General features: G+C 70.1%; 16 protein-coding genes. 4 read left to right on the top strand and 12 right to left on the bottom strand.

Annotated elements, in window-relative coordinates:
* The coding region (locus EAO76_RS40750; protein ID WP_148841287.1) for an LPXTG cell wall anchor domain-containing protein at nucleotides 1-263 on the top strand (263 nt) is incomplete at its 5' end.
* A 107-nt stretch (nucleotides 264-370) separates the two neighbouring features.
* Here the strand turns inward: EAO76_RS40750 and drmB are convergent.
* The 5 genes from drmB to EAO76_RS40725 form a co-directional block, all read right to left on the bottom strand.
* Entirely contained in the window at nucleotides 371-2209 is a 1839-nt protein-coding gene (gene drmB, locus EAO76_RS40745; protein WP_148841286.1) for a DUF1998 domain-containing protein, read from the bottom strand.
* Nucleotides 2206-5436 (bottom strand): helicase-related protein, encoded by a 3231-nt coding sequence (locus tag EAO76_RS40740; RefSeq protein WP_148841285.1) that lies wholly within the window; start codon nucleotides 5434-5436, stop codon nucleotides 2206-2208. The genes drmB and EAO76_RS40740 overlap by 4 nt, the downstream gene beginning before the upstream one ends.
* A complete protein-coding gene (locus EAO76_RS40735; protein WP_148841284.1) occupies nucleotides 5433-7343 on the bottom strand; it encodes a UvrD-helicase domain-containing protein in 1911 nt (636 codons plus the stop codon). Before EAO76_RS40735 ends, EAO76_RS40740 begins: the two co-directional genes overlap by 4 nt.
* A complete protein-coding gene (locus EAO76_RS40730; RefSeq protein WP_148841283.1) occupies nucleotides 7340-12112 on the bottom strand; it encodes a DEAD/DEAH box helicase in 4773 nt (1590 codons plus the stop codon). The genes EAO76_RS40735 and EAO76_RS40730 overlap by 4 nt, the downstream gene beginning before the upstream one ends.
* A 122-nt stretch (nucleotides 12113-12234) precedes the next feature.
* Nucleotides 12235-12579: a hypothetical protein gene (locus EAO76_RS40725; protein ID WP_148841282.1), complete on the bottom strand. Its 345-nt coding sequence runs from the start codon at nucleotides 12577-12579 to the stop codon at nucleotides 12235-12237.
* A gap of 639 nt (nucleotides 12580-13218) precedes the next feature.
* On the opposite strand from EAO76_RS40725, the gene EAO76_RS40720 reads away from it, so the two are divergent.
* From EAO76_RS40720 to EAO76_RS40710, 3 genes are read left to right on the top strand one after another with little or no spacing between them, the layout of a single operon-like run.
* Entirely contained in the window at nucleotides 13219-15324 is a 2106-nt protein-coding gene (locus EAO76_RS40720; protein WP_148841288.1) for a helix-turn-helix transcriptional regulator, read from the top strand.
* Nucleotides 15321-16313, top strand: a complete 993-nt coding sequence (locus tag EAO76_RS40715; protein ID WP_148841281.1) for a hypothetical protein — start codon at nucleotides 15321-15323, stop codon at nucleotides 16311-16313. The genes EAO76_RS40720 and EAO76_RS40715 overlap by 4 nt, the downstream gene beginning before the upstream one ends.
* Nucleotides 16310-17200, top strand: coding sequence for a DUF6339 family protein (locus EAO76_RS40710; protein WP_148841280.1), 891 nt, complete (start codon nucleotides 16310-16312; stop codon nucleotides 17198-17200). The genes EAO76_RS40715 and EAO76_RS40710 overlap by 4 nt, the downstream gene beginning before the upstream one ends.
* A 26-nt stretch (nucleotides 17201-17226) precedes the next feature.
* Here EAO76_RS40710 and EAO76_RS40705 read toward each other — a convergent pair whose 3' ends face one another.
* The 7 genes from EAO76_RS40705 to EAO76_RS47865 all read right to left on the bottom strand — a co-directional run.
* Complete coding sequence (locus EAO76_RS40705; RefSeq protein ID WP_148841279.1) at nucleotides 17227-18462, bottom strand: DNA cytosine methyltransferase; 1236 nt, start codon at nucleotides 18460-18462, stop codon at nucleotides 17227-17229.
* Nucleotides 18463-18529: 67 nt separating this feature from the next.
* Entirely contained in the window at nucleotides 18530-19483 is a 954-nt protein-coding gene (locus tag EAO76_RS40700; RefSeq protein ID WP_148841278.1) for a DNA cytosine methyltransferase, read from the bottom strand.
* Nucleotides 19480-19935 (bottom strand): very short patch repair endonuclease, encoded by a 456-nt coding sequence (locus tag EAO76_RS40695; RefSeq protein ID WP_148841277.1) that lies wholly within the window; start codon nucleotides 19933-19935, stop codon nucleotides 19480-19482. The genes EAO76_RS40700 and EAO76_RS40695 overlap by 4 nt, the downstream gene beginning before the upstream one ends.
* A 17-nt stretch (nucleotides 19936-19952) precedes the next feature.
* The gene (locus EAO76_RS40690) at nucleotides 19953-22856 is read right to left on the bottom strand and encodes a Z1 domain-containing protein (RefSeq protein ID WP_148841276.1); all 2904 of its coding nucleotides are present in this window, start codon (nucleotides 22854-22856) and stop codon (nucleotides 19953-19955) included.
* A 50-nt stretch (nucleotides 22857-22906) separates the two neighbouring features.
* Complete coding sequence (locus tag EAO76_RS40685; protein WP_148841275.1) at nucleotides 22907-24436, bottom strand: ATP-binding protein; 1530 nt, start codon at nucleotides 24434-24436, stop codon at nucleotides 22907-22909.
* Between the two features lie 205 nt (nucleotides 24437-24641).
* The gene (locus EAO76_RS40680) at nucleotides 24642-25136 is read right to left on the bottom strand and encodes a GNAT family N-acetyltransferase (protein ID WP_148841274.1); all 495 of its coding nucleotides are present in this window, start codon (nucleotides 25134-25136) and stop codon (nucleotides 24642-24644) included.
* Nucleotides 25137-25246: 110 nt separating this feature from the next.
* Nucleotides 25247-25307, bottom strand: a 61-nt coding sequence (locus EAO76_RS47865; protein WP_187438999.1) for an SEC-C metal-binding domain-containing protein, incomplete at its 5' end; no start/stop codon positions are given.

The following is a 25307-nucleotide window of genomic DNA, read 5'->3' as shown; positions in this document are numbered from 1 at the left end:
CGTCGGCCCCGTCCTCCGGCCCGGCGAAGCCGAGCGGAGAACCCACGCCGTCCACCCCCGGAGGTACGGTCCCCACCCCGCAGTCCTCCATCTCCTCCCCGCCCGCGTCGGCGTCGCCCTCACCGTCCGGGCCCACCGGGGGCGACCTCGCCGAGACCGGCACGGGCGCCCCCGTCGGCCTGCTGTCCGCAGCAGCAGCCGCCCTCGTGGCAGCAGGCGCCTACCTGGCCCTCCGCCGCCGCAAGGCCCAGCAGCAGCACTGACGAGCCCACCGCTCGGCCCGCCCTTGAGGCCCCACTGCCCCCGCACGCCGTCGTGGCGTGCGGGGGCAGTGTTGTGCGCGGCCGGCCCGGGCAAGGGGCCCGCGCGGTCAGAGCCGCAGTGCTTCGTGGAAGAAACCGATCGACGGGTCCTCCGGCGTACCCACCAGCAATGCCCGGTCGAGCAGGCCGTTGTTGTGCTCGCAACTCGTCTCGGGCAACAGCACGCAGGCATGACAGGCCGCGAGATTGATGCCGCCGACCCCGCTTCCGCCGGACTCGACGCAGAGCGGGTCCGCCGAGCACCACCGGGCTCTCTCCAGGGCCGAGCGCAGGGCGGGCTCCAGACGGTCGGGCTCCCCCTGGGCGACCAGGCCGCCGAGGCTGCCGGCGGAGTCACTGGTCGCCGTGCAGATGAGAATGCCCGCCATGGTGTCGTCCGTGTACAACCGTTCCCGGAGAGAGGCCGTCGGGTAACCACCGTCCAGACTCCACTCGTTGATCAGGACGTGGGCCAGCGTGTGCAGGAGCACCATGCGAGGACTCGCGGGCGAGTCGGGTACCTTCCGCGCGTCCCGTGCGCGCTCCCGCAGCATGCGCAGATGGTTGTTCCTGATCCGCTCGACCCGCGCGGCGACCGCCGCGCTCCGCGCCCAGGAATCGAGCCGCTGCTCGTCGAGCCGCAGGAAGACCCCCTCGCCCTGGACCTCCATGGCGGGAAGCCAGTCCACGGAGGCCGACGACAGCGGCGCCTCGTGCACGTCGGCATGTGTGTCCGGGGTGTCCACCCGGGAGAACGCCTTCAGGGCCCGGACCTCGCGCAGCCGCTTGACCAGCATCGGTCCCGTCACGCCGTACGGGACGAGGAGGGACGAGGAGCAGCGCGGGGGCTCGCAGATGAACTGCTCCTCGTGGTCCGACCCGCTCTCGGGCCTCCCCTCGCGCAGCCGCTCGTACTCCTGCTTCCGCAGCGCCACGTAGGCGTCGTCCCGGCTCTGCTCCTGCTCGGGCGCCCCGTCCTCGTGATTCTCCGATTCGAGGAGGGCCATGACCCTGTCGACCGGGAACTCGTACGTCTCCTTCATGGTCAGGGCCTTGAGATAGATCCCGATCGCGGCGGGATCCATCCCGAGTTCGCGGAGGTCCTCCCAGTGCGGTTCGAGGCGGGCGGCCAGACCGTCGCTCCACGGCGGGATCGACAACGCGGTCCTCACGATGGGCTGCCAGGCCACGGAGGAACCGCGCTGGAGCGTCCGGGGCGTCTCCGAGCAGTGCTCCGTCGGAGCGTCCTTCAACCACGGACTGCGGCCGCTGCAGAAGACCTTCAGCCCGGACAGGGCCTGGCGCCGGAACGCCCCCTCCATCGAGACCTCGGGGATTCCGCAGGTGCAGGAGATCAGGACGGAACGGAGGGAAGCGGTCTTCCCGCTGGTGCGCAGCCGCATCTCGCCGCCGCAGAATCCGGATTCGCCCTCCTGCCGGTTGCTCCGGTGGGCCCACTTCCAGTACGGGAAGTCGTCGATGTGCCCCTTGGCGCACGCCATGACGAATCGTGAGGGCACCAGTTCCTCGTCGCAATCCCCGCACTCGTTCTTCCCCGGCGGGGAGTTGAACCCGCGGACGTGCTGCAACGCGTTGCAGTTGGGGCAGGAGTGCCAGAGCGGGAACCGCCGTACCCGGACACCGTCCCTGCTGGTGTCGTCGGACGCCGGTGGGAGGCGGAAGGACTTCACCCCCAGCACGCGTGCGAGCCGGTGCTCATGGATGGTCGGCGCCTCGCCGATGTTCCACGAGTCGATTCCGCTCACGATGAACGATTCGTTGTCGACCGCCACCAGGGAGCCGACACCGTACGTGGTGATCATCTGGGCGCGGCGCACCGACCCCCGTCGCGGAAAACTGCGCTCGGGGGCTCCGCCTCGACGGCGCCGGGCAGGGGGAGGGGTCATCGGGTTGCCTCCATGAAGAGAGCGGATTCGGCATCGACGTCCCGCAGGCTCCACAACGTGGGCCACGCTTCCTCGTTCTTCTCGTCGTCGAACGAACAGAGCAGGGACGGTGTCCTCCTGCCGCGCTTCGGCTCGTAGGTGAGTCCGCCGTGGGCCGCGGCCTCGTCCGCCCACCACTCGACGAACTCGTCGAAGGCATCGGCCGTGGCCCGGTACTCGTCCTTGTCGACCGAGGCGACCCTGGCCAGCAGCGCCGTCCTGACGACGTGCTGCAACTCGTCCCGGAACTCGTCGATCCGCCCGGCGCCGTCGTCCGGACGTGCCGCCGGGATCAGGATCCGGGCGAGTGCGACGACGACCGCGTGCAGCCCGCGCTCACGGGAGCGGGAGGAGAACGGCGTCACGCTCGTCGACTCCACCTCGCGATACAGGGCGGAGTGGAAGTGCTGGAAGCTCTCGTAGTGCGAACGGTCCCGGGAGCGGGAGGAATTGAGCATGACCGCGACCAGGCCGGGATGGCGCCGGCCCACTCGGCTGGTCGCCTGGATGTATTCCGCGGTGGTCTGCGGCTGCCCCATGACGGCCATCAGCCCGAGGCGGTCGACATCCACCCCGACGGAGATCATGTTGGTCGCCAGCAGGACGTCCACGACGTCGGGGTGCGGCAGCCGCTGCTCGATCTGCTTGAGGCGAGCGGGCACCTCGCTGGAGTTGGCCCGGCTCGTCAGCTCGGTCTGTTCCCGGATCCTCCGCCGTTCGCCGCCGTCCCGCTCGGCCAGGTACTCCAGATAGGCGTCGACGTCGTCGTGGACCTGCAGTTCCGCGGCGGCGAGCAGTCGGAGACTGTTGAAGTACCCGACGAGCGTCCAGTAGGCGTCCCGTACCTCCTCGGTGGTGTCGGCACGTGCCGCCCGGTGGAGGAGCGTCGCGTAGGTGCGGATGAGGAGCGTGGACTGACTGGTGCTCGGAGTGAGCAGACCGATGTACTGGCGGCTCGCCTTCCGCTCCCGTGGGGTCTCCACGGCGAACCAGGAGTCCCGGGCGTCCAGCCCGGCCGGGGGGAACTGCGAGACCTCGCGGTCGAAGAGCGCCTTCCCCTGCTGCGAGGCCCGGCGGATCGTCGCCGTCGACGCGATGACCTTGGGGCTGTCCGACAGCAGGTCGACGGCCGTCTCGTACAGCCCGGTGAGGGTGCCGAGGGGGCCGGAGATGAGGTGCAGTTCGTCCTGGACGATCAGCTCGGGCGGCGGGGTGTCGTCGTCGCGGTCCCGGTTGAAGAGGGCAGCAGTCCTCTCACGCCACGGCATCGCGGCGAACTTGTCGACGGTGGCGATCACCAGGGTCGGACGGGCGTCGTAGACGGCCTCGTCGATCAGATGGACGGGCAGGCCCGTACGGAAGTCGCACCAGGTGTCGGGGCAGCGGACGTGCATCCGCCGGGCCTCCTCGTCGACCTCGTACTGATAGGCGTCCAGACGGGTGCCGCACCACGGGCAGGAGCGGAGCTGGACGGGGTTCCTCTCCTGGAGCTGCTTGCCCCGACGGAGCTCGTTCAGGCTCTCCTCGGCCACCGACAGCTTGTTGGGCGTGGCGGACTGGCCGACCCACATGCCGATGGAGATGGGCTCGGTGCCCAGGGTCCGTTCGTCACCGAGGCGAATGCGTTCCATCGCGCAGATCAGCGCGGCGGCCCGCTCGAACTGCTGCAGGGTGAGCAGGCGCAGGGTGTAGCGCATGAGCACCGTGACGCCCCCGCCGCGCTCCTCGAGCCGGATGCGGCGCAGGAACGTGGTGAAGGCGATCAGCCCCAGGTAAGCCTCGGTCTTCCCGCCGCCGGTGGGGAACCAGAGCAGGTCGGCGACCTGCCGGTCCTCGTGGGCGGGGTCGACGATCCCTTCCAGGCACAGCAGCATGAAGGAGATCTGGAACGGGCGCCAGCGTCCCGTGGTCTCGTCGGGCGTGCCCTCGCGCCCGTTCCGCACCCACTCGCTGCGGGCGCGCTGCTGGGCCATCGCACGGTTGGCGAGCCTGAACGCCTTCATCGCCTCCGGCCGGGTGCCGAGGATCCTGATGCCGTGGCGCATCCGGCCGAGAGCCGTGCGGCACTGCTCGATCTGCTTCCGTGCCGGGGGCTCGTACGAGGTGCCCGCGAAGGCGTCGGCCTCGGCCTCCTTCCGGTCGATCCACCCCGAGTAGCCGGCCATCAGACCGTTCAGCGCCGCGAGCACATCGGTGTCGGGAAGGGTCGCCAGACCGTGCATCGTGAGCGCGGAATCGTCGATGTCGGGGTTGGAGTCGGTCAGCAGAACCTCATGGGCCGGGACGAATTCGGTCCGCACGGAGGCGATCCCGGCCCGGTCGATGCCGGGGGCCCCCACCGGAGGAGGCGTCCAGTCCCAGTCGGCCGCGCATCCGTGCCCCACGGCGAAGGTGGGAGCGTGCCGATGCAGGAGCCTGCTGGCCGCCACCTCCGGATCGTCCGCCCGCCGGTCCGCCGGACGCTCCACGAACGCCGGCGCGCCCGAGGCCGTGGTCACGGTGAGGCGCGGCTGGTAGAGGCAGAAGGCGTCCTGGAGTTCCCGCTCGCCGACCCTCCTGGAATTGATCAGTGTGACGGTGACGGTGACGGTGCCGGTCGACGCGGACGGAGGGCGCACGAGAACCTCGATGTTCACGGCGTCGTCCCCGTCCAGCGGATTGTGCCGGTGCGTGCGCGGATCCGTCACGTCGATCGGGACGGGGCGGAGATCCAGCACGCGCCGCCGCCAGTGCTCGTTCCGGTCGGAGGTGCTGCGTGCCTCGGCCCGCCTGGCGGCGATCGGACGCCCCTGAGGGTCGACCGGGTCGTAGACCGCGGCCTCCGCGAGCACGACGATTCCGGACGAGACGGCGGGATCGACGGCGAAGGTGAGGCCCATCGACGACGGACGCCTGTCGCCCGTGAGCGGGGCCCCGGTGTCGGGGCCGGGATCCTCGATGTCACGGCCGCCCCTGACGAGGGGGCTGTCGTCGAGACCGTCGTTCTCGGCCGCGTCGTCGTCGAGCGCGTCGGCGGCCTCCTCGTCCGCCGGGAGGGGGAACAGCACTCCGATCGGGTAGGTCGTGATCGGCGGGTCCTGGGTGAGGACCTCGTCGGCGGTCCCGGGCCCCAGCAGATCCCTGCGGAGCTGCGCGACGAGTTCTTCGCGCACCGCGTAGTGGGCGGAGTGCGGGTTGTCGTCCTTCATCGGCTGTGGTCCTCCCGGGTCTTCCTCGCTCGTTCGTACCGTCCGATTCCCGACAGCCGGGGCACCGTCCAGACCCCGTGGTCACCGAGCCCGGCGCGGGCGCCGGACGCCGTGCTGCCGGCCACGCTCTCCAGACAGTCCACCCGGAAGCCCGTGATCGACACCGGCCAGTCGATGTCCCACGTCCGGTTGATCTTCAAGGACGCGTACAGGTCCCTGCGGAACTGCTCCGACACGACTCCGACCGGTCGCTCCCCGTGCAGGACGGTGTAGGGGGGACTCTGGTCGGCGGCGACGGGCAGTTCGTGCTGGAGACGGAGCACCAGTTCGTCCCCGGGGAGGACCGACGACGCCAGATGGTCCTGGATCGTCCCGGCGTCGCCCGTGAACCCGTCCGTTCCCGGCGGGTGCTCCCGGCACACGTCGCGGGCCGTGGCGGCGATGCCGTCCCGGATGTAGGACTTCCAGCCCCCGAGGTACCAGCGGTCGGTCGAGCGGTCCTTGCGGACGAGCGCCGTGTCCGGTGCGGCGAGACGGAACAGGTCGTCACGGGGGCGGGTCATCGCGACGTAGAGTGCCCTGGCCTCGGCCGCCGGATCCACGTGGCTGTGCTGCTTGCGCAGTTCCGCCATCGTCGCGGGCTCCACCACGATCACACGATCGAATTCGAGCCCCTTGGCCCGGTGCACCGTCGACACCACCAGGTCGGCCGGTTCCACGGCGGCGAGATCGTCGGGGAAGCGCCCCTCGACGACCAGTCGGCGCACGGCCGACAGGTCCAGGGAACCCCGCGGCCCGCGTGCGGTCCCCCGGAGCGAACGCCAGATCCTCGCACGGTCGCCGACGGGGGGCGTGGCGCACTCGGAGAGGAGTTCCCCGAAGCGTTCCTCGGTCAGGGTGGTGGAACCGGTTCCGCGCAGCACCGAGGAGACCCAGGCGGGAACGGGTCGGTCCTGGAGGGCGCGCTGCATCCGATGCCGCACGCCCAGGGAGAACAGCGTGTCCGAGAGCACCAGTGCCTGCCGGTTGTCCCTGCAGAGGATCGCGCAGGTACCCGGGTAGTCCTGGAGCGATTCGATGGTGAAGGGGTCGTCCAGGGCGCCGAAATCCGGGCAGGATCGCAGCAGATCGACCAGTTTGCGGTGGAAGCCCTCGCCGGCCGCGTCCGACTCCGCGGATTCGGACGGAAGCCGCTGGAGTTCACCGCCGAGGGGCAGAGCGGTGCGCGCCTCGTCGGTACGGGCGCGGAAGTTGCCGGAGAGATGCAACTCGACCAGGTCGTCCACGAAGGACGCCCGCAACCAGTCGAAGAAGTAGTTCGTCTCCGCGGCACGGGCGTCCTCGTCCGACACCTGGAACCCGAAGATCGCCTGGGCCCCGTCGCCCACCACGGTGAAACCGCAGTCGTCCTGGAACCGGTCGATGAGCGTCTCCACCATGTCCCGGCGGTCGCCCACCAGGTCCTGGACCTCGTCGATCACCACATGGGCCGGGGCACCCTGCTCACCGGCCTCGACGGCCCCGCGGAGGATGGCTTCCGTGGTCTCCCTGATCCGTTCGTCGAACCGGAGAGCACCCCAGTCGCGGTCCGGCTGCTCGCTCCGCAGCACGGAGTACGCCCACGAGTCGAAGGTCCGGACCCGGACCCGACGGGCCTCGCGCGCGTGCAGCGCGATCCGCTCGCGCAGCTCGCGAACCGCCGCACGGGAGAAACTGAGAACCAGGATCTCGCCGGCCTCCAGGGCCGCCTCCTCGTCGCCCATGAGGGCGTCGAGGCGACGGACGAGGGTGTGGGTCTTGCCCGCGCCCGCGCCCGCGGTGACCAGCAGCCGGGCGTCCCAGGGCTGGTCCACCACCGCCTGCTGCTCCGCGGTGAGGGGCGGGCTGTCGAGGTAGGCGTCGCTCACTTCGCCCTCCACAGGTGCTCGAACTGCGTGAAGGCGAGCGCCTTGTCGTAGTTGGTGATGTTGTCCCGGACATTGAGGATCAGACAGGTTTCCTTGCCCCCGTTGTTGGGCCCGCGGAGGCCGCGACCGATCATCTGCTGGTAGACGTTGGGGCTGTAGGTGGGACGGGTGATGACGACGGCCCGGGTGGCCGGGGCGTCGAACCCCTGGGTCAGCACGCCGTAGTTCGTGAGCACCCGGACCCGGCCCAGGCGGAAGTCGTCGATGCTCCTCCTGCGCTCGCCGGTGGACGTGGCCGAGTCCACCGAAGCGGCCGTGATGCCGAGGTCCTTGAGCTTGGCGGCCAGGAACTTGGCGTGGGCCACGGACGTGGCGAAGACCAGCACGGGCCAGTCGGCCGGCATCCCGGCGATCTCCTCCAGGATGCGACCGTTCCGGTCCTGGTCGTCGGCCAGACGCTGCTCCGCGGCCTTGGACAACAGACTCATCTGATCGACCCGCTCCTTCTCCGCGCTGGTCAACTCGATCGTCCCACCCGGCAGTTCCCGATGGGTGACCCGGGCCAGCATGCCGAGTTCCTGGAGCTCGGCGTACGGGTCGCCGGACCGGAACACCCCGTCGTCGAGCCGCTGCGTCCCGAAACGCTGGACCAGGCGCCTGGTCTCCTCGTCGTTGGTGTTGCGGAACGGGGTCGCGGTGAGCCCGAGCAGGTGGCGTCGCGTCTCGCGGGCGGTCAGGCCCAGCTGGGACAGGATCTCCGTGTACTGGGGCGAGATGGCGACGTGCGCCTCGTCGACGATGACGAGACAGGCCGACCTGAGCCAGGCGTACCCGTCGGTTCCCAGGCAGTTGCGCAGCTTCGCGTCCGTCGCGACCACGAGATGGGGGCGGTCGCCGACCGGCCCGGCCTCGTTGGTCGTCCAGAGCCTGCTGATGGTCAGGGGCATCCCGGCCCCCACCTTCGACCAGACGAAGCTCCAGCTCTGGACGGCCTGTTCGCACAGCTCCTCGGTCTGCGCGATCCAGAGGACGGGACCGTCCAGTTCGCCCACCTGTTTGATCCAGCGGATGACGGCCTCCGCGGCGACCCGGGTCTTGCCCGCGCCGGTGGGCAGGGAGAGCATCCCGCGCTGCGGTGCGAACCGGTCGAGCATCGCGAACACCTTTGCCGCGAGCTGTTCCTGGTAGTCGTGCAACCGGGGGAACGCCGTGGGGCCGGGAACGTCGACCCGGGGCGGCAGGGAGGGAGTTCTCGTGCCCGCGAAGGAGTCGGGGAAGCCGAATTCCGAGACGAACCTCACCGCGGACGAGGAACCGGTGAAGCCCGACGGCGCCTGACCCGGGAATGCTGCCAGCAGATCCTTGGCGTGAACCTGCAGGACACTGTCGCCGTGCGCGTTGTACGCCATGCGGGCGATGCGGCGGCCGGACGGTTCGGTGCCGCCGAGTTCGGCGCGTTCGCTCTCCAACAGCCCCGGGGGCAGGCCCTCGCGGAGCGCGGCCGCACCGATGAGGAGCTCCAGCTTCTCCTCGACGCTCCCCGCCTCCCGGACCCGGCGGAGGGATGCCTGCAGCTGCTGGTCCGCCTCTTCGCGCTCCTGGGCATCGAGGACGGCCCTGCACCCGGCCTCCCCCAACCCCCAACGCAGCTCCTCGTCGACGGCCATCAGCGCGGCGAGCCGACTGCCGGGGTCGAGGACGAGCACGGTGGTGCCCCGGAGCGCGCTGGTCAGCGGAGCGGTCCGGGTGCCCTGGGGCGTGCGGGTCAGTTCCTCCAGCTCCGAGCAGCGCAGGAGTCGGTAATTGTTGATCGAGTTGCCCTTGCGGCGGCGCAGTGTCGGGAACTCGTCGTGCAGGGAGGTGGGTTCACCGATGCCCACGTGCCTCGTCTCCTTGCTGATGACGTCGGAGTGGCGGAGCATCCCCCACGTCTCGACCAACAGCGCGGCATCCTCCGCGTTGCCGGCGAACAGCGCCGGAATCTGCTCGGCACGCAGTGCCCGGTACTCCGCCTCGGTGGCCGCCACCGCGATCTCGTGGTCCTCGCGACCGGTCCACTCCGCACCGACCCGGCAACGGGTGAGCTGCCCCTCGGGGAAGTCCACCTCCAAGCGGGTCAGCATCACGTAGGTGCGGCCGACGAAGACGTCGTCGTCACTGCTCCCGAGCTGCTCCAGGAGCCGGTCCCACTGGTTCCCGGGGACATCGTCCACCAGGACCGGCAGATGCAGCTTGCGTGCCTTCTCCGCGCTGATGTCGGCCACGGGAAGGACATCGGCATAGGCGTGGAGCTGCGGACCCACCGCGTTGGACAGCGGGACGACGCCCTGGGAGGTGGGAACCCTGCCATGCCGTACGAGCATCCAGCGCAGGGGCGAGTAGATCGTCTTGCGCGTGGTGACCTGGGCGCCGAACTGCATGGTCCAGGAGTCGACGACGCCCGCGTCGGGCAGGGCCTTGACGAAGGCGGCCCTGCCTTCGTCCGACAGCGACAGCAGCAGGTGCAGCGGCCCGCCGAACGACGGGCCCTCCAACCTGAGCCGGTTGATGGAAGGACGCCCCGCGCTGCTGCTCAGCGTCCGGCAGTAGCTGTCGAAGATGGCGGTGCGGTACTCGTCGAACCACGGTTCGTCCGAGGGGGTGTGCCCGGTGGTCGGGACCGTGCGCAGACCGAATTCGTGGAAGAGCGCCCTGTCGTCGGAGTGGAAGCCCAGGTCCACGGCGATCGATCCGTCCCGGGAACCGTCACCGGGGACGACCTCTCCCGGCAGCAGGCAGTCCGCCATGCGGTGGAAGCGCCCGTCCACGGTGCGCACGAAGAGCGTCGTCAGGGGATCGGGGACACGGGCACGGATCTCGCCGCCGACCTGGCTGCCGCCCGCGCTGTGGAACAGCTCCCAGAATCGGGTCCAGTCCTGTGGACCGTAGTTGTCGAACCCCTGCTCCAGGACGCCGATGAAGCGCCCCCGGGAGTCGGCCTCGCGGATGCCGATCCAGGTGAGGTCGTCGATCAGGGACGTGTCCTCGGAGAGACGTCGGTCGACATACGTCGTGCCGTCCCGGAGCCCGTCCTGAACGGCCCGGCGGAACACCTTGCCGACGACCGGGGCCACCAGCCCGTTCTCCTCGGTCAGCACGATCCGTGCCGAACGGGCCTCGGCGGCGAAGGGGGACGCCTCACGGATCATCGCCGCGAGAATGCGGATGGCGACGGCGGACGCCTCGGCCGTACCGGACGACACGAGAGCCTCCAGCCACTCCCGTACCGTCGCACGCCCCTGCTTGGTCTCCTCGAGGACGTGTGCGACCTTGCCGGCACGGAACTCGGCCGCCTCCACCGAGGGGTGGATCCAGTTCGACGGACGTCCCGGGCAGGCGTTCCACATGCGGAGCCACTCGAGCCCGAGCGGCGCCTTGTTGCGCATGGGCGCCGGATGGATCATCAGGTCCCGGGGGGCTCGCAGGACGCCGTCCTGGTCCGGGAGGGACGGGAGCTGCGCGGCCAACTTCCAGATCTGCTCGGTCAGGTACCGGTCGGCCCAGTTCAGGGTCTCCGACTCCCTGGTACGGCCGGGGAGCAGGGGCAGGTACGCGCCGGGATCCTCGGCAGGGGCCAGCTGCGGCAGGGACTCGACCACCAGTCGCGCCGCCACCTGGATGATCTCCTGGTTGAAGGGACTGGAGTCCAGGAGGTTCTGCCGGTCCTCGTTCGTCTTCCACGCACCGTTGAGGGCACCGCTCAACGTCATGGGGTACTTCGTCGGGAAGAAGGACCAGAACTCGCCCCGTCCCTTGGGCGCGACGAGCACGGTGTCCCCCGTGTACTCCGGAACGGCCCACGAGATGTCGATCGTTCCGCGGTCGTGCATCTCGCCCGCGCTCGCGCGGGCCTTCGCGGTGGGCCGGTGGGCGTGGCTGAACACCTTCCAGACGGAGCGGGACTCCGACTTGTCGGTTCGGGTCTCGTTGATGGTGTGCAGGCAGCCGTCGTGGTCGACCGTGATCTCGCGGCGGACCGGCGGCGCGGAACGGGTGTCCTCCAGGATCACCGTGCCCACGTGATGGGAGAAGAGCTGGAACCGCGCGGGGAATTCCCGCTGCTCCGCCCCCCCGTCCGCGGAGGTGTGCATGTCGTGCCCGAGCCGCTCCGCCGCTCCGGGCAGCAGGGGCAGGCGGACGACGGTGGTGGCCCAGCCGAGCAACGAGTCGAGGACGGAATCCTCCGCGCGCTCCTTCGTGGCGTCCAGCGGACGGGCCATGCGCAGCACCGGAGCCTCGAACACTTCGTCCGGTGCGGTCCCGCGTGCCTCCCGGATCGCCTCGTACGACCACGCCCGGTCGAATCCGAACGACCCGGACGTGCTGAAGAACTGAGGGGTGTCCGTGACGGCGAGGATCGATTTCACGCCGACCCCGAAACGGCCGATCTGCCCCCCGCGCTTTCTCGACACGCTCATCCGGAGGATGGTCTCCGCACCTTCCGGGGTGACGGCCGTTCCCTCGTTGGCGCAGTACAAGTGGGTCTGCGTGAGGACGACATGCACCTTCCCGCCCGGGGAGCCGGCGATCTCGTCGGCGGCATTCTGCACCAACTCGAACAATTGACGGTCGCCGTATCCTCCTTGGGTGATACGGCGCTCACCGTTGGCATGCTCCAGGATCAGCCCCGGGTCGACCCGGTACGTCTCCAATACGCGAGCCGACTGCTCGACGATCCTGCGGATGACGGGCGGGACGTCCGGACCGGTCGTCGCTTCGGGGTGGTTCAACGTGATCCCGTTCCAATTGCCGTGGACTGAACGTGGGACGAGCCGGGGCCGGCCGCGGCGAGGTGCGGCCGGCCGACGGATGGACTTCGGGCGCGGGCCCGGCGGTCGAGGGTGCGCCGGGGTCAGTCCAGCTCGATGACGATGACGATGGTGACCCGGGGCCTCGGGCGACGCGGGCGCCGCGGCTCCTGGCCCCGGTTCGGGGGACGGGTCGTGTTGTTCACCCCGGGACGCCGGTCGGTGCGCGGGGCACGACGGCGCGACTTCCTGCCGCGCGAGGAGGAGGGCGAGTCCCGGGCGGTGGTGTCCTCGGCCCCGCTGCTCAACAGGGCGTCCCTGCGGCGCCGCAGGGACGCGATGGCGGGACGCGTCAGGCCGTGGGCGGCCAGGAACTCGGACCGCAGCCACGGGTCCTCGAAGGAGTCGTACATGTCGATGAGGGAAAAATCGTCATCGGAGTCGGACACGGGTGAACCCTCTTGCTTCTCTCGAGAATGTGTGCGTGGTCGATGCGGGTTTTATTGCAGGATGGCGCACGTGCAGAGAGGCTGAATTCACACAAGGGTACGAGTGTGTATTCCGCGAAATGAACGGGTGGTCGAGAATTGGAATGCCGGATTCGCTGAGTGGGTGAATCAGATCCCATTTCCCTGTTCTCCGTCAAGGGGTTCGGCGGATTTTTTCGCATCGTTCCGATCGTGCCGGTCCGACAGGTTTCCCCAGGGCTCTTCGGCGTGCGGGCAGTGTGTGGGCACGTCGAAGAAGGCACCTTGTTTTCGGTGCCGATCCCGGGTGGTCATGCTTTTCCCGGTTCGACCTTACACAGGGAACGAGGGGTGCCGCAAGGGTGCCCGCCACGTGATTGACGGCGGTACACATGGGGGTAATTCGGACCGATCGGAAATTTCGGCGAAAAAGTTCATTCCGGGGTGTAATCCGTTTTCTTGGAACTGTGCGACATCTTGTCGATCGAAGCGAACGGAACCTTCCGGGGGTCCCTGGAGGGGTGTCAAATTTTGGTTGTCGCGGTCGGGTGGCTGTCAAATGCCCTGTACGGTGGGCCTCACGAGCAGCGAGGCAGCCGAGGAGTGATGGTGTTGGACGGCATGGATTTCGGTCCCTGGCTCGCACGGCAGCTGAAGCAGTCGCGCATGAACCAGGCCGAACTGGCCCAGCGGGTCGGGATGACACGGGCCGCGGTCTCGGCCTGGATCACCGGACGGGCCACCCCCCGCGAGGAGACGATCGTCAAGATCGCCGAGGCGCTCGGCACCGACCTGGGGACCATCCACACCCGTACCACCGACGCCCTGGGCGGCCTTCCCGTCTCCTGGGCCCACCGCCCCGGGTACGCCGACGGGGGGCGCGACTTCGGCAATGCGGCGGCCTTCGCCTTCGAGGCGGACGTCGAGGTCCTGGCACGGGAAGCGACGCAGAACAGCCTCGACGAGCGTCTCGACCTCGGCCAACCGGTCCGGGTGAGGTACACGTTGCACGAACTGACCGGTGAGGTGCTGGCCCGCTTCCGCGACGAGATCCGCTGGGACGACCTCCTCCCGCACTACGAGGCGGCAGCCGCCCAGGACCAGAAGGTCGGACGGGTGATCGCCGCCGGGCTGCGCGACATGTACGAGCGCGACCGACTGGTTCTCCTCCGCGTCGACGACTACAACGCCTCCGGTCTGACCGGCGACGACTACGAGACCGGCCGGTTCGCCGCAGTCGTCCGTCGCCAGCTCGACAGCCACAAGTCGGTGAGTGGTGCCGGTGGTTCGTACGGCCTCGGCAAGGCGACGCTCTGGGCGACGAGCCGACTCGGCCTCGTGCTCATGAACTCCACCCTGTCCGAGCCGCACGAGGGACGTACCGAACGCCGACTCATCGGCCGACTGGACCTGCCCTGGAGGGAGGTGGACGGGGAACCGTGGGCCGGCCCCGCCTGGTTCGGCCGGCCCGACCCGGACGCGAAGGACGCGAACGTCACCCGTTCGTGGTGGGCCGACGAGGAGACCGTCGAACGTCTCCACCTCACACGCGAGAGCGCCGAGCCCGGCACGTCGTTCCTGGTCGTGGGCGCCCACGACGTGGCCAGCCTGGTCGAGGGCACCGAGCGCAACGACGACGTCGAGGACGACGACAGCGTTCATCGCATGCACCACCGCCTTCTGGAGGCCCTCGGCCGCAACTTCTGGGCGGCCATGACCGGTGGGGGGACTCAACGGCCTTTGCTGGAGGCGTCCGTGCGGACGCTCCGCAACGGAACGGAGATCATTCCGGAGGCGCGGGTCGACCCGCGGGTCACCCAGCCTTCGCGGACGCGTGCGCTGCAGGCGTTCCTGGACGGCACGACGGTGGAGCGACTGACCGAATCCGGGCAGGTGGCCATGACGACCGTGCCGCTGGTCGTCCCCGGGCGCTCCGGACAGGGAAACGGTGGTGAGCACCGGGCGGTCCTGCTCGTCACGGAGGCCGACGACCGCGACGACGGGAAACCGAACAGGGTGACGACGATGCGGGGCAACCGCATGACGGTCAAGGCCGGCTGGGTGCCCGGACTGCCCGTCGGGACCGACCCTTTCCAGGCCGTGCTGCTCGCGGGCAGGGCCGCGGGCGACGGGGCTCCCTTCGCGACCGAGGCCGAGGCGTTCCTCCGGGCCTCCGAGCCGCCCGAGCACGACAAGTGGGGACAGACGGAGGAGCTGCGGATGCTGTACTCGCCGTCCGCGTACCGAAGGATCGCCGCCCTCACCAACCTGACCAACAAGGCCGTGCGCGACCTGGTCGCGCGGCCCGCGAAGAAGCGTGACGCAGGCGCGGAGCGGCTGCGCAGGAGCCTGGCCGTGGGAGGGCGGAGAATGGCTCGACCCACGGCGGCGGCGGGGCCACCGACACTGGAGGAGCTCGACGCCCGGATCGACGACGACGGCGCATGGTGCGTCACGGCCGAGGTGAGGATTCCCGCGGGCGGCGATTCCTGGCGCCCCGCGCCGGTGGCCAAACTGGACGTGCGTTCCGGTCCCCGACCGGTTCTGGCGTGGTCCCGGCTCGTCGCCGTGCACAACTGCGAAGTGGTCGACGGCACGATCCGCTTCGCGCCCGGTGCGCGCAGCGCGACCTTCCGGGGAACCACCGACGTGTCCACCCATCCGGTACGGGCCGTGTTCAGCGGTCTCGTCGTGGAACTCCGCACCGAGAAGGGGGGCCGGGCGTGAGGGTCTATCCGTACAGGCGACTTCCCGGGATCGTCCCGCTCCGGGTCAACGCCGTCGAACTGAGGGGACCGGGCGAGATCCGGGAACCGCTCGACACCAGCACGTTCTCCACCGTCGAGCAGGTCGTCGCTCCCGGATCGGCGGGGCGGGACGACTGGGAGAGCCTCCGACTGACACTCTCGGCCACCGTCCCGGGTAGGGCCACCGACCCCGACGGACCCTGGTCCGATGTCGCGGTCCTCGCCGTCCTGGCCGAAGGATCCACCAACACCCGGACCACCGTCCGCCTGGAGCCCCCGGCGGAGGGCGGCCGCGAATGGACCGGCCGCCTCGACCTGTGGCGTGTCGACCATCTCGACCGTGCCACGCTGTCCGTCCACGTGGTCGCCACGGTGGACGGGGTGCCGGGACGTGTGATCGCCGCTTCCGAGAAGGACTGGATCATCGACCTGAAGGCCGACGCGCCCCTGCGCGAGCGGGCACTCGACGTCGTCGAGGTCGGTTTCCGGGAGGGGCCGGAGTGGCTGCGCCCCTTCAGGGACGTGCCCTGGATCGTCGACACCTCGGGCGATCTGCCGGCCGTGCACGTGAACACCGATTTCGAGGGCGTCACCGACCTCGTGGGCGGCAACGGCTCACCGGTCGACAACCTGGTCCGCGATCTGCTGGTGGCCCAGATGTGCACGGATGTGTGGACCGCCGTGTTCCACACCGCCATCGGCGATCTGGAGGTCGAGGACGACGGCACGCCCCTCTTCCCCCACGACTGGCGGGGCGAGGTCCTCCGCGAGATGCTCCCCGACGTCGTGCCCGGCCGCCCGCTGGAGGAGGCGCTGCGCGAGGTGCATCGGCGAAGGACCGGGATGTCGGGGTGGACCGATCTCCAACCCCGGATCCACTACGCCGCGACGCGCAGGGCCGACGTGCCCAAGGCCCTCACAGCCACGATCCGTGGCCTGGACCGACTCCACCGGGGAACCGAAGCATGACCGACAAACCGATCCACCTGCCCGAACGCCTGGCCCTGCTCGCGGACCTCAACGCCGCGCAGTACCTCACCGAAGGACTGCTCACCGGAAAGGAGGACGTTCCGGCGATCGGGCTCAACAAGATCAGCGAGCCACTGCCCGGGGAGGAGGCCCGGGGGGCGTTGCTGCCGGTCCGCGATCTCGTCGACGACGCCATGCACGAGTTCCGCGACGGCAGGCCGACCGCGGCCGATGCCTGGCTCGCTCCTCGCCTCCACGCGACCCTGAGGCTCAGCCGGCGCGAGGCCGCCGACCGCAGGCTGTGGAACTACCTGGCCCTGGGCGTGGCCCCCGACTACGTCGTCTGGCGGCACATGCCGGAATCCGGGAAGGACGGCGAGGCCCCGAAGGTCGCGGCCACACGCTTCCGCGGAGCGCCCTACACCCAGGCGTTCGCCCGGCTGTGGTGGGCGGCCGAGCTGTTCCGGAACGGGGCCGACTACGGGCCCGTCGTGACCGTCTGCTCCCACCAGGACATGCTCAACACGGCACTGCGGCTCGATGTGATCGACCACCGGCCCACGGCGCAGGCGATGGCGCGTCTGATCGACCGCGGCACCGTGGGCACCGGCCGGGAGATCAACGCGCTCGCACGAGCCGTCAACGCCTCCGCCGCCACACTCATGTACGACGTCCTCGCCCCGGACACCGAGCGCGACGGCCGGCCGTCGCAGGAGTGGATCGCCGCCGCGGAATGGGCGCCCGCAGTACCGCGCAGGGCCCTTCCGGAGGGGCCGGACGAGGAGCGGGTCCCGGAGAGTTCCGTCACCGCGCTCGTCGACCACTTCACGAAGCTCTTCGCCGATGCTCCCGTCCGCGGCAGGGAGGCCGTCGACGACGGGAACTGATGGAGGCCGATCCGAAGGCCCCGACCTCAGGGGCCTTCGGCGGTGCCCTCCCGCACAGGACGCCGCGATGGCTCCCAGTCCCTGAGCCGATCGAACCACTCCTCCTTCGGGGGCTCGCGGAGGAGGGCGCTGCTCAGGATGTGCAGGGAGAGACGCGGCGGAATGGCGTTGCCGATCTGCTGGGCCACGTCGGTGGACCGCCAGGGGTATGCAGCGGGGAACGACTGGAGGAGTCCGGCCTCCTCGAACGTCAGCCGTTCCAGCTCCTCGCCGTCCTCCTTCGTACCCGAATCGCCTTCCTTCAGGACGAAGAGGCGATTGCGCCGCACCTTGCCCGTGATCGTCGGTGCGGGATCGTCGGAGGTGCGGCGTCCCCGTTTCTTGGGATCTCCGCCGGATCCGTAGTTGGAGACCATGACGAAGTCGTCGGGGCGCGTCGCGCGGAGAGCGTCCCCCATGGAGACCCAGGGCGCGAGCGTTCCACCGTCGTGCGGGGCGGGGAACAGCGAGCCGTCCTGATGGCCGTGCACCGGTGCCAGCCGCTCGACGCCCTTCCTGTACCGCTGGTGCGTGGCTTCCGGGAAGCGGACCTTCCTGTGAACGTTCTCCGGGTCGTACTGCGCGATCAGCACGGCGCGCCGGCGAGCCTGCGGTACGCCGAAGTCCTCGGAGTGCAGGACGTGGGCGTCGGCCGCGTAGCCGGTCCGCCGGAGAATCTTGACGTAGTGCTTCCACACCGGCATCACGGTGGGCACCTGCTCCAGGACGACCACGTCGTACGGCCTGCCGCGCTTGAGTTTCGCCTCCATGATCCAGCGCAGCGGCTGGAGGACGAACCCCGTGCGGTCGTCGGACATGGCGTCCGTCTCGGCCTTGACCTCGCTCCACGCGGTGTCGAACGTGGCCCCGTCCTCGTGGTCGGCCAACCGTGTGGCCAGGCGCAGCACGTCGTCCAGGGCCTTGTGGCCCTTTCGGCTCCCCGCGACGGAGAAGGACTGGCAGGGTGGCCCGCCGGTGAGCACGGTCGCCCCGACGACCTCGGGGTCGCACGGGCCGAGCTCCGCGACGTCCTTCGTGTCGGTGGTCAGAAGGCCCGCCGCCGCCCGTGTGGCCCTGGTGGCGTCGTCCCACTCGACCCCGATGCTCTCCACACCCTCGTCCCGCATGATCGTGGCGGCGATGTCGAGGCCACCGGGACCTGCGAAGAGATCGACGATCCCGAATCTCGCAGGTGGGTGGGAGGGGAGTGCTGGGCGGGTCATGGTGTGAAAGTGTAGCCGGCGTCCGGGGTCGTTCCGCCCGGTGTTTCCGGGCCCGGGCCGGGCCGGATCACGCGCCCAGGGCCGCGGCCACGGCCTGCCCGAGTGCCGTGCCGACCGGAGGCGGGGACGCATGCCCGATCTGTCGGTGGCGAGCGGTCTTCCTCCCGGCGAACCGCCATTGCGGCGGGAACGCCTGAAGGACGGCCGTCTGCGGGCCGGTCAGCTTGATCATGGCCTCGGGGTCGTCGTCCGGGCCGGGGACCTCGTCGGCCAGGGCGCCGCCGTTGACCCCCATGCGCGCCCACGCCTTCTTCGTCCCCGTCGGCCCGAGGTCGGCGCCCCCGCGGTTGTCCGAGCCGCCCACCAGGGTCGGAGCCACATGGATCGCCCGGGCCGCCCATGCGTCGGCCCCCGGCCAGCCGCGAGCGGCCATCGACCGGTGCAGTGCCCTGCCGACCGGGACGTGTTCGGAGACCGTCGGCCCCGGCGGCCGGAAGGCGTCGAAGTACCGCTCCTTCAGCGCGACGAGCACGCCCTGCCGGCGGTCCTGCGGTACGCCGAAGTCGGCGGCGTTCAGCACGAACCAGCTGAACCGGTAACCGAGGTGTTCCAGTTCCTTGCGGATGAACTCGCGTGTGGGTTCGAACTGCGGGGCGTCCACCAGGCCCGGTACGTTCTCGACGATCAGCGCGCGCGGCTGGACCGAGTGGGCGAGCAGCACCGCCGCCTCCAGCAGGCGCAGCTCCTCCTCGGTATCCGCCCTGGCCGCCGTGGCGCTGGACCTCACACGCGGCAGTCCCGCCGAGAGCAGGTCGACGTCGTAGGTGTCGGGATACTCGTCGGGCACGAAATCCAGGAGGTCCATCTCCAGGATGTTCCAGGCCGGCCGGTTCAGCCGGAGCGTCTCGCAGGCCACCGGCTTCCTGTCCAGGAGCAGCACGGGCTCGAAGCCCGCCCCCTCCAGCCCCAGCGCCAGTCCTCCCGCACCGGCGCAGACGTCCACGAATCGAAGCCCGTTCATCCGTTTCCGCCTCCGCCCCGGGGCCGACGACCGGCCCTCTCCCGATCGACCGCCGCGGCCACCTGCTCGGCGACTCCGGCCGCGGGCTCGTGCTCCCAGAACCGCAGCACCGTCCACCCCGCCCCGATCAGGTGCTCGTTCGTCTCCCGGTCCCGCTCCATGTTCCGTTCGAGCTTCACGCGCCACCACTCGGCGTTGGACTTCGGTCGTGTGGCGTGGAGGGGACAGCCGTGCCAGAAGCATCCGTCGATCAGTACCGCCACCTTGGCACGGGTGAAGGCGATGTCGATGGTCCGTCGGGACATGCCGGGCACCCGCTCGTTGACCCGGTAGCGATAACCGGCGGCGTGCAGCAGCTTCCGGATCGCCACCTCGGGTTTGGTGTCGCGGTTCGCCTGGCGGCTCATCCGGGCGGACACCTCGGGGGAGGAAGGTTTCGCGGTGCTCATCATCGACAAGTCTCCTACGATCAGCCGTCCGTCCGGTCGATGATCGCGGAATCTCCTCTTCCCGAATCGACGGTCCGGAAGCGCACCAGGCCCCTCTCCCGCCCGGTCGACGACTTCGGGGCGACCAGGGAGAAGGCCATGACCAGGTGGGAGGGATCGACGGAGCCGTCGGCGGCCGGGCGGGGCTCGTCCTCGACCACGGGGTACAGCACCACCACGCCGCGCCGCTCGCGCACGAGGGACTCGACCAGCGGGTCGCCCGAGTCCGTCAGTGCCCCCGCCACCCGCAGGGCGACCCCGCGGTGCTTCGGTTCGCTGATCGCGCCGAAGAGGTCGCCGCGACGACGGGTGCGGTGTGCCAGGGACAGCGGAGGGGAACCGAGGACCGTCGCCTCCGTGCGGCGGGCCGAGGTCTGCCGGGGGAGGATCACCAACCAGTCGTCGATGCCCTCCCCGGGCCCGCCGGTCGGGACGAGGGACTCCAGGTGCGGCGGGAACTGCTCGGGAACGGACCATCGGAGGTCACGGAGGATCCTCAGCAGCGCGCCGTGGCCGATCGTGCCGAGCAGGGCCTCGTAGCTGTCGGAGCGACCGTGCTCGGAGGACGAGCACGTCAGTGTGACGGGGGTTGAATCCAACGACTCCAGGACCGGGCGCCACGTCTCCGTGTTGTGCCGCAGGTCCGCCGGGGCCGTGGGGTATGCCGTCGGCTCGACCCACTGGCCCGGTGAACGGATCTCCACCAGCTCCGCGTTGAACATCTTGTTGCGGCCGCTCGGCTTGATCCACGGCAGGTGCTGGGAGACCAGCGGGGGGATCTGGGCGGGGGTCACCCGGGGCCTGCCGTCCACCGGTTCCGCGTAGCGCGAGAGCTGGGAGCGGAAGGTCTCCTCGTCGCGGCAGATCGCCTCGAACGCCTCGTACAGGTCGACCGTCCGCGTCTTCGTCAGTGGTTCCTCGCGGCCGATGTAGAGACGGACCAGATCGCGGTAGCCGGGGCGGAAGCCGAACCAGCGGCCCATCTGCATCAGGGTGTCCGCCTGGCGGGTGGTGCGGCGGTAGTAGGTGACGGTGAGGCCCTCGACCGTGAAGCCGCGGGAGAGCTTCGTGCCGCCGACCAGGATCTTCCAGACGTTCGGTGTCCGGTCGAAGTCCAGGTCCACCTGGGAGAAGTAGCGGTCCGTGTCGCCGTTGACGACCACGACCGGGTTGCCGCCCGCGTTGATGAGCTGACGGGCGCGGGAGACGTACGGGCGCAGCTCGGCGTAGTCGGACGGGGTCGGGAGGCCGTCGTCCGCGTGGCGGGCGAAGTCGTCGGCGAGCAGCTTCTCCAGGCGGGCGTGGCCCTCGTGGGAGGTGTAACCCGCCCGGTGCCACCGGGTGTTGATGCGCAGCGCCAGGTCCGCGTGGTCGTCCATCTTCACCGATTCGTGCACCAGCATCGTGTGGTGGCGGAACGGGTCCCCGGGGACCCCGTGATCGATGCGGTACAGCTTCAGCGCGCCGGTGAGGACGAACGCGTCCATCGCCTCCTGGAGACGGTCGCCCGTGGCGTCGTGGATGCCGCGCACGTGGGTCTCCTCGGCCGTTCCCCCGCCGTCCAGGTCGTGGAAGTCCTGCACGCCCATGTAACCGGTGGGGCGGGGCAGGGAGATGAGGAAGTCGCGCGGGAAGATGTCCTCGCCGTCGCTCGGGTCGATGAAGACGTTCGCGAACGGGGTGGCGGTGTAGCCGACGTACTGGGCGCGCGGGAGCAGGCCCAGGAGCTCGGAGATCAGACCGTTGATCGCGGTGCGCTGCGTCCGGCCCGACTCCCACTTCTTCGGGTCGGACGTGTTCACGGACGCCTGGTCGGACTCGTCGTCGATGATCAGGGTGGGGATCTCCCGGAGGATCGGGCCGATCTTCCTGAGGTCCTTCACCAGGTTGGTCAGGACGGACTTGTTCTTCTTGACGACCATGACGCGGGCGGCCGCGCGGTGCAGGTTGTCGGGGACGTACAGCGGCAGGTGCGGTTCCCGCTTCTCGATCTCCAGGGCCCGGATGCCCTGAAGGAGGCTGCGGTAGTCGTTGTCCCGGGTGGTGAGGCGTTCGATGTTGAACGGGCGGTGGCCGTGGCTGACGAACTTCGCCGGCCAGTCCTCGTCGTCCTGGTAGTCCACGCCGACCAGCGAGTCCGGGTCGGACGGGTCGGCGCCGCGCAGGATGTTCTCCTGCCCGATCAGCTCCATGTCCAGGCGGCGCTGGGTCTGGCCGCGCAGGAGGTTCAGCGTGCCGCCGAGGACGATGACCAGGCGGTAGCCCGCGTCGACGGCCTTCGCCGTGACGCCGGTGAAGTTGGCCGTCTTGCCGGACTGGACGTAGCCCACGACCAGTCCGCGGGCGCCGTACGCCTCGGTGCGGGTGGGGTCGGAGAGGCGTTCCACCACGGCGTGGCTCGCCTCGTCCAGGCCGGCCACCGCGGCGTCCGACCAGCCCTTGCGGCGCAGCAGCTGCTCGTAGGAGTTCCAGTAGAAGGAGCGGGCGGCGGCGAGGTCCCGCGAGTACCAGGAGACGAATTCCTTGCTGATGACGGTGGGACCGGGCTCCTTGAAGACAGGGACCGCCGAGTCGAGTGCCCTGCGCAGGTCGGCGCCGAAGCCGAGACGGTCGTACGTGTCCGTGCGGCGGGCGTCCGTGCGGGGCGGGGCGGTGGACCAGTCGGCCTGTTCCGCCAGGTCCCAGCCGGTCAGGGTGCGGTGCCAGAGCGCGGTGAGGGCGTCGCCGGGACCGGCGGCGGCGATCCGGTCCCGGAAGTGGCCCAGCTCCGTGTCGGCGGGTTCGTCGGCCTCGGAGAGGACGAAGGCCAGTTTCGCGAAGTGCTTCGGTCCTCGCCGCATCGCGGCCAGGACGTCGCCGTGCAGGTTGGACAGGTGGTCGGTCATGGGGAACGGCTTCCTCGGGAGACGGGCGGGGGACGCGGGCCGGTCGGTGGTCAGCGTGCGAGTTCGCAGCGCGCCGCCGTCACCAGGACGCTGTTCCACAACGCGACGTTGTCGGTGTGGACGGCCCGGACCCGTTCCTTCTGGAAGATCTCGTTGACCATGAGGTAGAGCATGCTCTTGACCACCGGTGCGTCGTTCAGACCACCGCGCCGGCCGCCGTTGAACACCTGCCGGTACTCCTTGTTGAGCCGCACCTCCCGTTCCTCGCGGTCGAGTTCGAAGAACACGTCCGACGGAAGCGTGTCCCAGCGGAAGGAGATCGGGTCCTCGCCCTCCAGCTCCGGCAGTTCGTCGCGCAGGGTGCGCCGGAGCTTGGGATCGATGCCCTTGCCCGCGGGGAGGACGGCCTTGCGCTGCGGTTCGGTGGCGCGCCGGGAGGCTTCCCGGTAGGTCGCCTCGGCCTCCTGGAGGTACGCGCCGAAGGTGTGGCCGGACTCGTCGACGGCCTGTTCCAGGCCGCGTGCGAACGCGGGGGTGACGGTCACGCCGTCCTTCTTCACCGTGAGGCCGAAGACGTCGTTCGGCTCGCCGGGCAGGTCGACGGCGATCCGGGCGAGGGCGAGGTGGCCCTCGGCGCTGCGGGTGCCGTTCCAGCCGCCCGCCTGGACGAGCCGGTCGTTGCGGTAGATGTAGAAGCCCTGCCGCTCGGCCAGCGGTCCGATGCCGCGGAAGCTGACCAGGGGCGACTTCGGCGGCCAGACATGGGCGGTCATCGGCACGGCGCCGACGCCCTCGACCGGCGCGGTGTACGTACGGGGGTAGCCGGCCCGGCCGGGCACGCGGTAGCCGAAGGGATCGATGGGTTCGACGCCGCGGTGGTCCAGCTCGTCCCTGGTCCGCACGTCCTCCACGACGATGTCTATGTTGAAGCCCTCGCGGGCGAGGAATCGGTGCAGGTGGAGTCCGAGATGGGTCTCCAGCTTCTCGATCGCGTCGTTGAGGAAACGGTCGGCCTGTCCGGCGACGACGGTCTCGAAGGCGCGGACCCGGTCCCAGCGGACGATTGTGCCGTTCCACTGGATCAGCCCGTCGTAGCGGTCGACCAGGTCCTGGCAGTAACCCGGGTCGACGATGTCGCACGTGAAGTCGGCCCGGGCGCGCGCGGTCAGCCAGCGGCGGCCGGTCGACGGGCTCTTCCTGGTCCGGCTGATGACGGTGAGCGAGTCGGCGTGGGAGAGCGACGCGGCCTTGAGGCCGGCGCCGAAGTGGCCGAGTGCCGTCTCGGAGTAGTTCTCACGGCCGCCGACCGTCATCGCCGTGTCCAGGGCCTCGTCGTCCATGCCGTGCCCGTCGTCGATGACGAGGAGGCTGACGAGCCGGTCCTCGTCCCGGAGGAAACTCACCACGACGTTGTGGGCGCCCGCGTCGATGGAGTTGTCGACGAGGTCCGCGACGGCCGCCTCGAAGCCGTAGCCCTGGTGCGTCAGCGATTCGACGTAGCGGGCGGCCGGCGGGAGCCGCTTGCTGCCCGAGGTCGGGATCTCGAACTGCCAGTCGGCGGAGGGCTGATAGGGAGGCATGAACACTTCCTCGCGCACACAGAGCTGAGACCTGCGTGTGGAGGTGTGGCCCTGAGATCGAATGGTGGGGATGTGATGATATTGCAAAGGTGGGACAGAGGGGAATCCTGTTGACAAAGCCTCCGGTCGCCTCTCCGATCCGCCGCCCCGCGGTGCCGGGGCCGGTCCCGCCCGTCGCGGCCACCGGCCGCGTCGGCGGTCCGTGTCAGCTTCTGCGTGCGATGTCCAGGACGTAACGGAGTCCCGGGCGGTCGCTCAGCCAGACCTCTTCTCCCGTGGGGGCGAAGCCCGTGCGGGTCAGGACCGTGCGGGAGGCCGTGTTGTCGAGGGCGGCCGACGCGTGGAGGGCGGTGAGGCCGTATTCCGTGGCGGCCAGGGTGCACAGGCGGCGGACGGCGGTGGTGGCCAGGCCCCGCTTGGTGGCCTTCTCGGCCATGCGGAAGCCCAGGTCCGCGGCACCGTCCTCGACGTCGACCAGGTTGAACCGGCCGAGTATCTCGCCCTCGGGGTCCACGAGGAGGTGGAAGTGGCAGACGCCCTCGGCCTGTTCGGCGAGCCGCTCGGCGTGCAGGGCGTCGAAGTGGGTGAAGTAGTCGTCGCCGCGGTCCGGTACCGACGCCGCGAAGTACGCGCGGTTCTCCCGCTCGAACGCGAGCAGGGCGGGGGCGTGGTCGGGGCGGAGGCGTTGGAGTTCGGGCATGGCAGAACCATACGGATCGCGGGTGTGCGGTGCCCGTGCTTTGTCGGGCGGCCCCGGTTCCCCGTCCGCCGGAGCGGCGGGGCGGGGGACCGGGGCCGTACGGCCGGGGCTCACTCGCCTCCGTGGCACTCCCGGTAGGGGCGGTCCGAGCCGCACCAGCAGGGGGCGTTG

The organism is Streptomyces sp. sk2.1 (assembly GCF_008120935.1).
Lineage (GTDB): Bacteria > Actinomycetota > Actinomycetes > Streptomycetales > Streptomycetaceae > Streptomyces.
The sequence above is the reverse complement of the archived record's forward strand: the minus strand, read 5'-3'. Positions and strand labels throughout refer to the sequence as shown.

Excerpts from the sequence above, each read along its gene's own strand:
- drmB (WP_148841286.1), bottom strand. The coding sequence starts at position 2,209 with ATGACCCCTCCCCCTGCCCGGCGCCGTCGAGGCGGAGCCCCCGAGCGC.
- EAO76_RS40740 (WP_148841285.1), bottom strand. The coding sequence starts at position 5,436 with ATGAAGGACGACAACCCGCACTCCGCCCACTACGCGGTGCGCGAAGAA.
- EAO76_RS40720 (WP_148841288.1), top strand. The coding sequence starts at position 13,219 with ATGGATTTCGGTCCCTGGCTCGCACGGCAGCTGAAGCAGTCGCGCATG.
- EAO76_RS40710 (WP_148841280.1), top strand. The coding sequence starts at position 16,310 with ATGACCGACAAACCGATCCACCTGCCCGAACGCCTGGCCCTGCTCGCG.
- EAO76_RS40705 (WP_148841279.1), bottom strand. The coding sequence starts at position 18,462 with ATGACCCGCCCAGCACTCCCCTCCCACCCACCTGCGAGATTCGGGATC.
- EAO76_RS40700 (WP_148841278.1), bottom strand. The coding sequence starts at position 19,483 with ATGAACGGGCTTCGATTCGTGGACGTCTGCGCCGGTGCGGGAGGACTG.
- EAO76_RS40695 (WP_148841277.1), bottom strand. The coding sequence starts at position 19,935 with ATGATGAGCACCGCGAAACCTTCCTCCCCCGAGGTGTCCGCCCGGATG.
- EAO76_RS40690 (WP_148841276.1), bottom strand. The coding sequence starts at position 22,856 with ATGACCGACCACCTGTCCAACCTGCACGGCGACGTCCTGGCCGCGATG.
- EAO76_RS40685 (WP_148841275.1), bottom strand. The coding sequence starts at position 24,436 with ATGCCTCCCTATCAGCCCTCCGCCGACTGGCAGTTCGAGATCCCGACC.
- EAO76_RS40680 (WP_148841274.1), bottom strand. The coding sequence starts at position 25,136 with ATGCCCGAACTCCAACGCCTCCGCCCCGACCACGCCCCCGCCCTGCTC.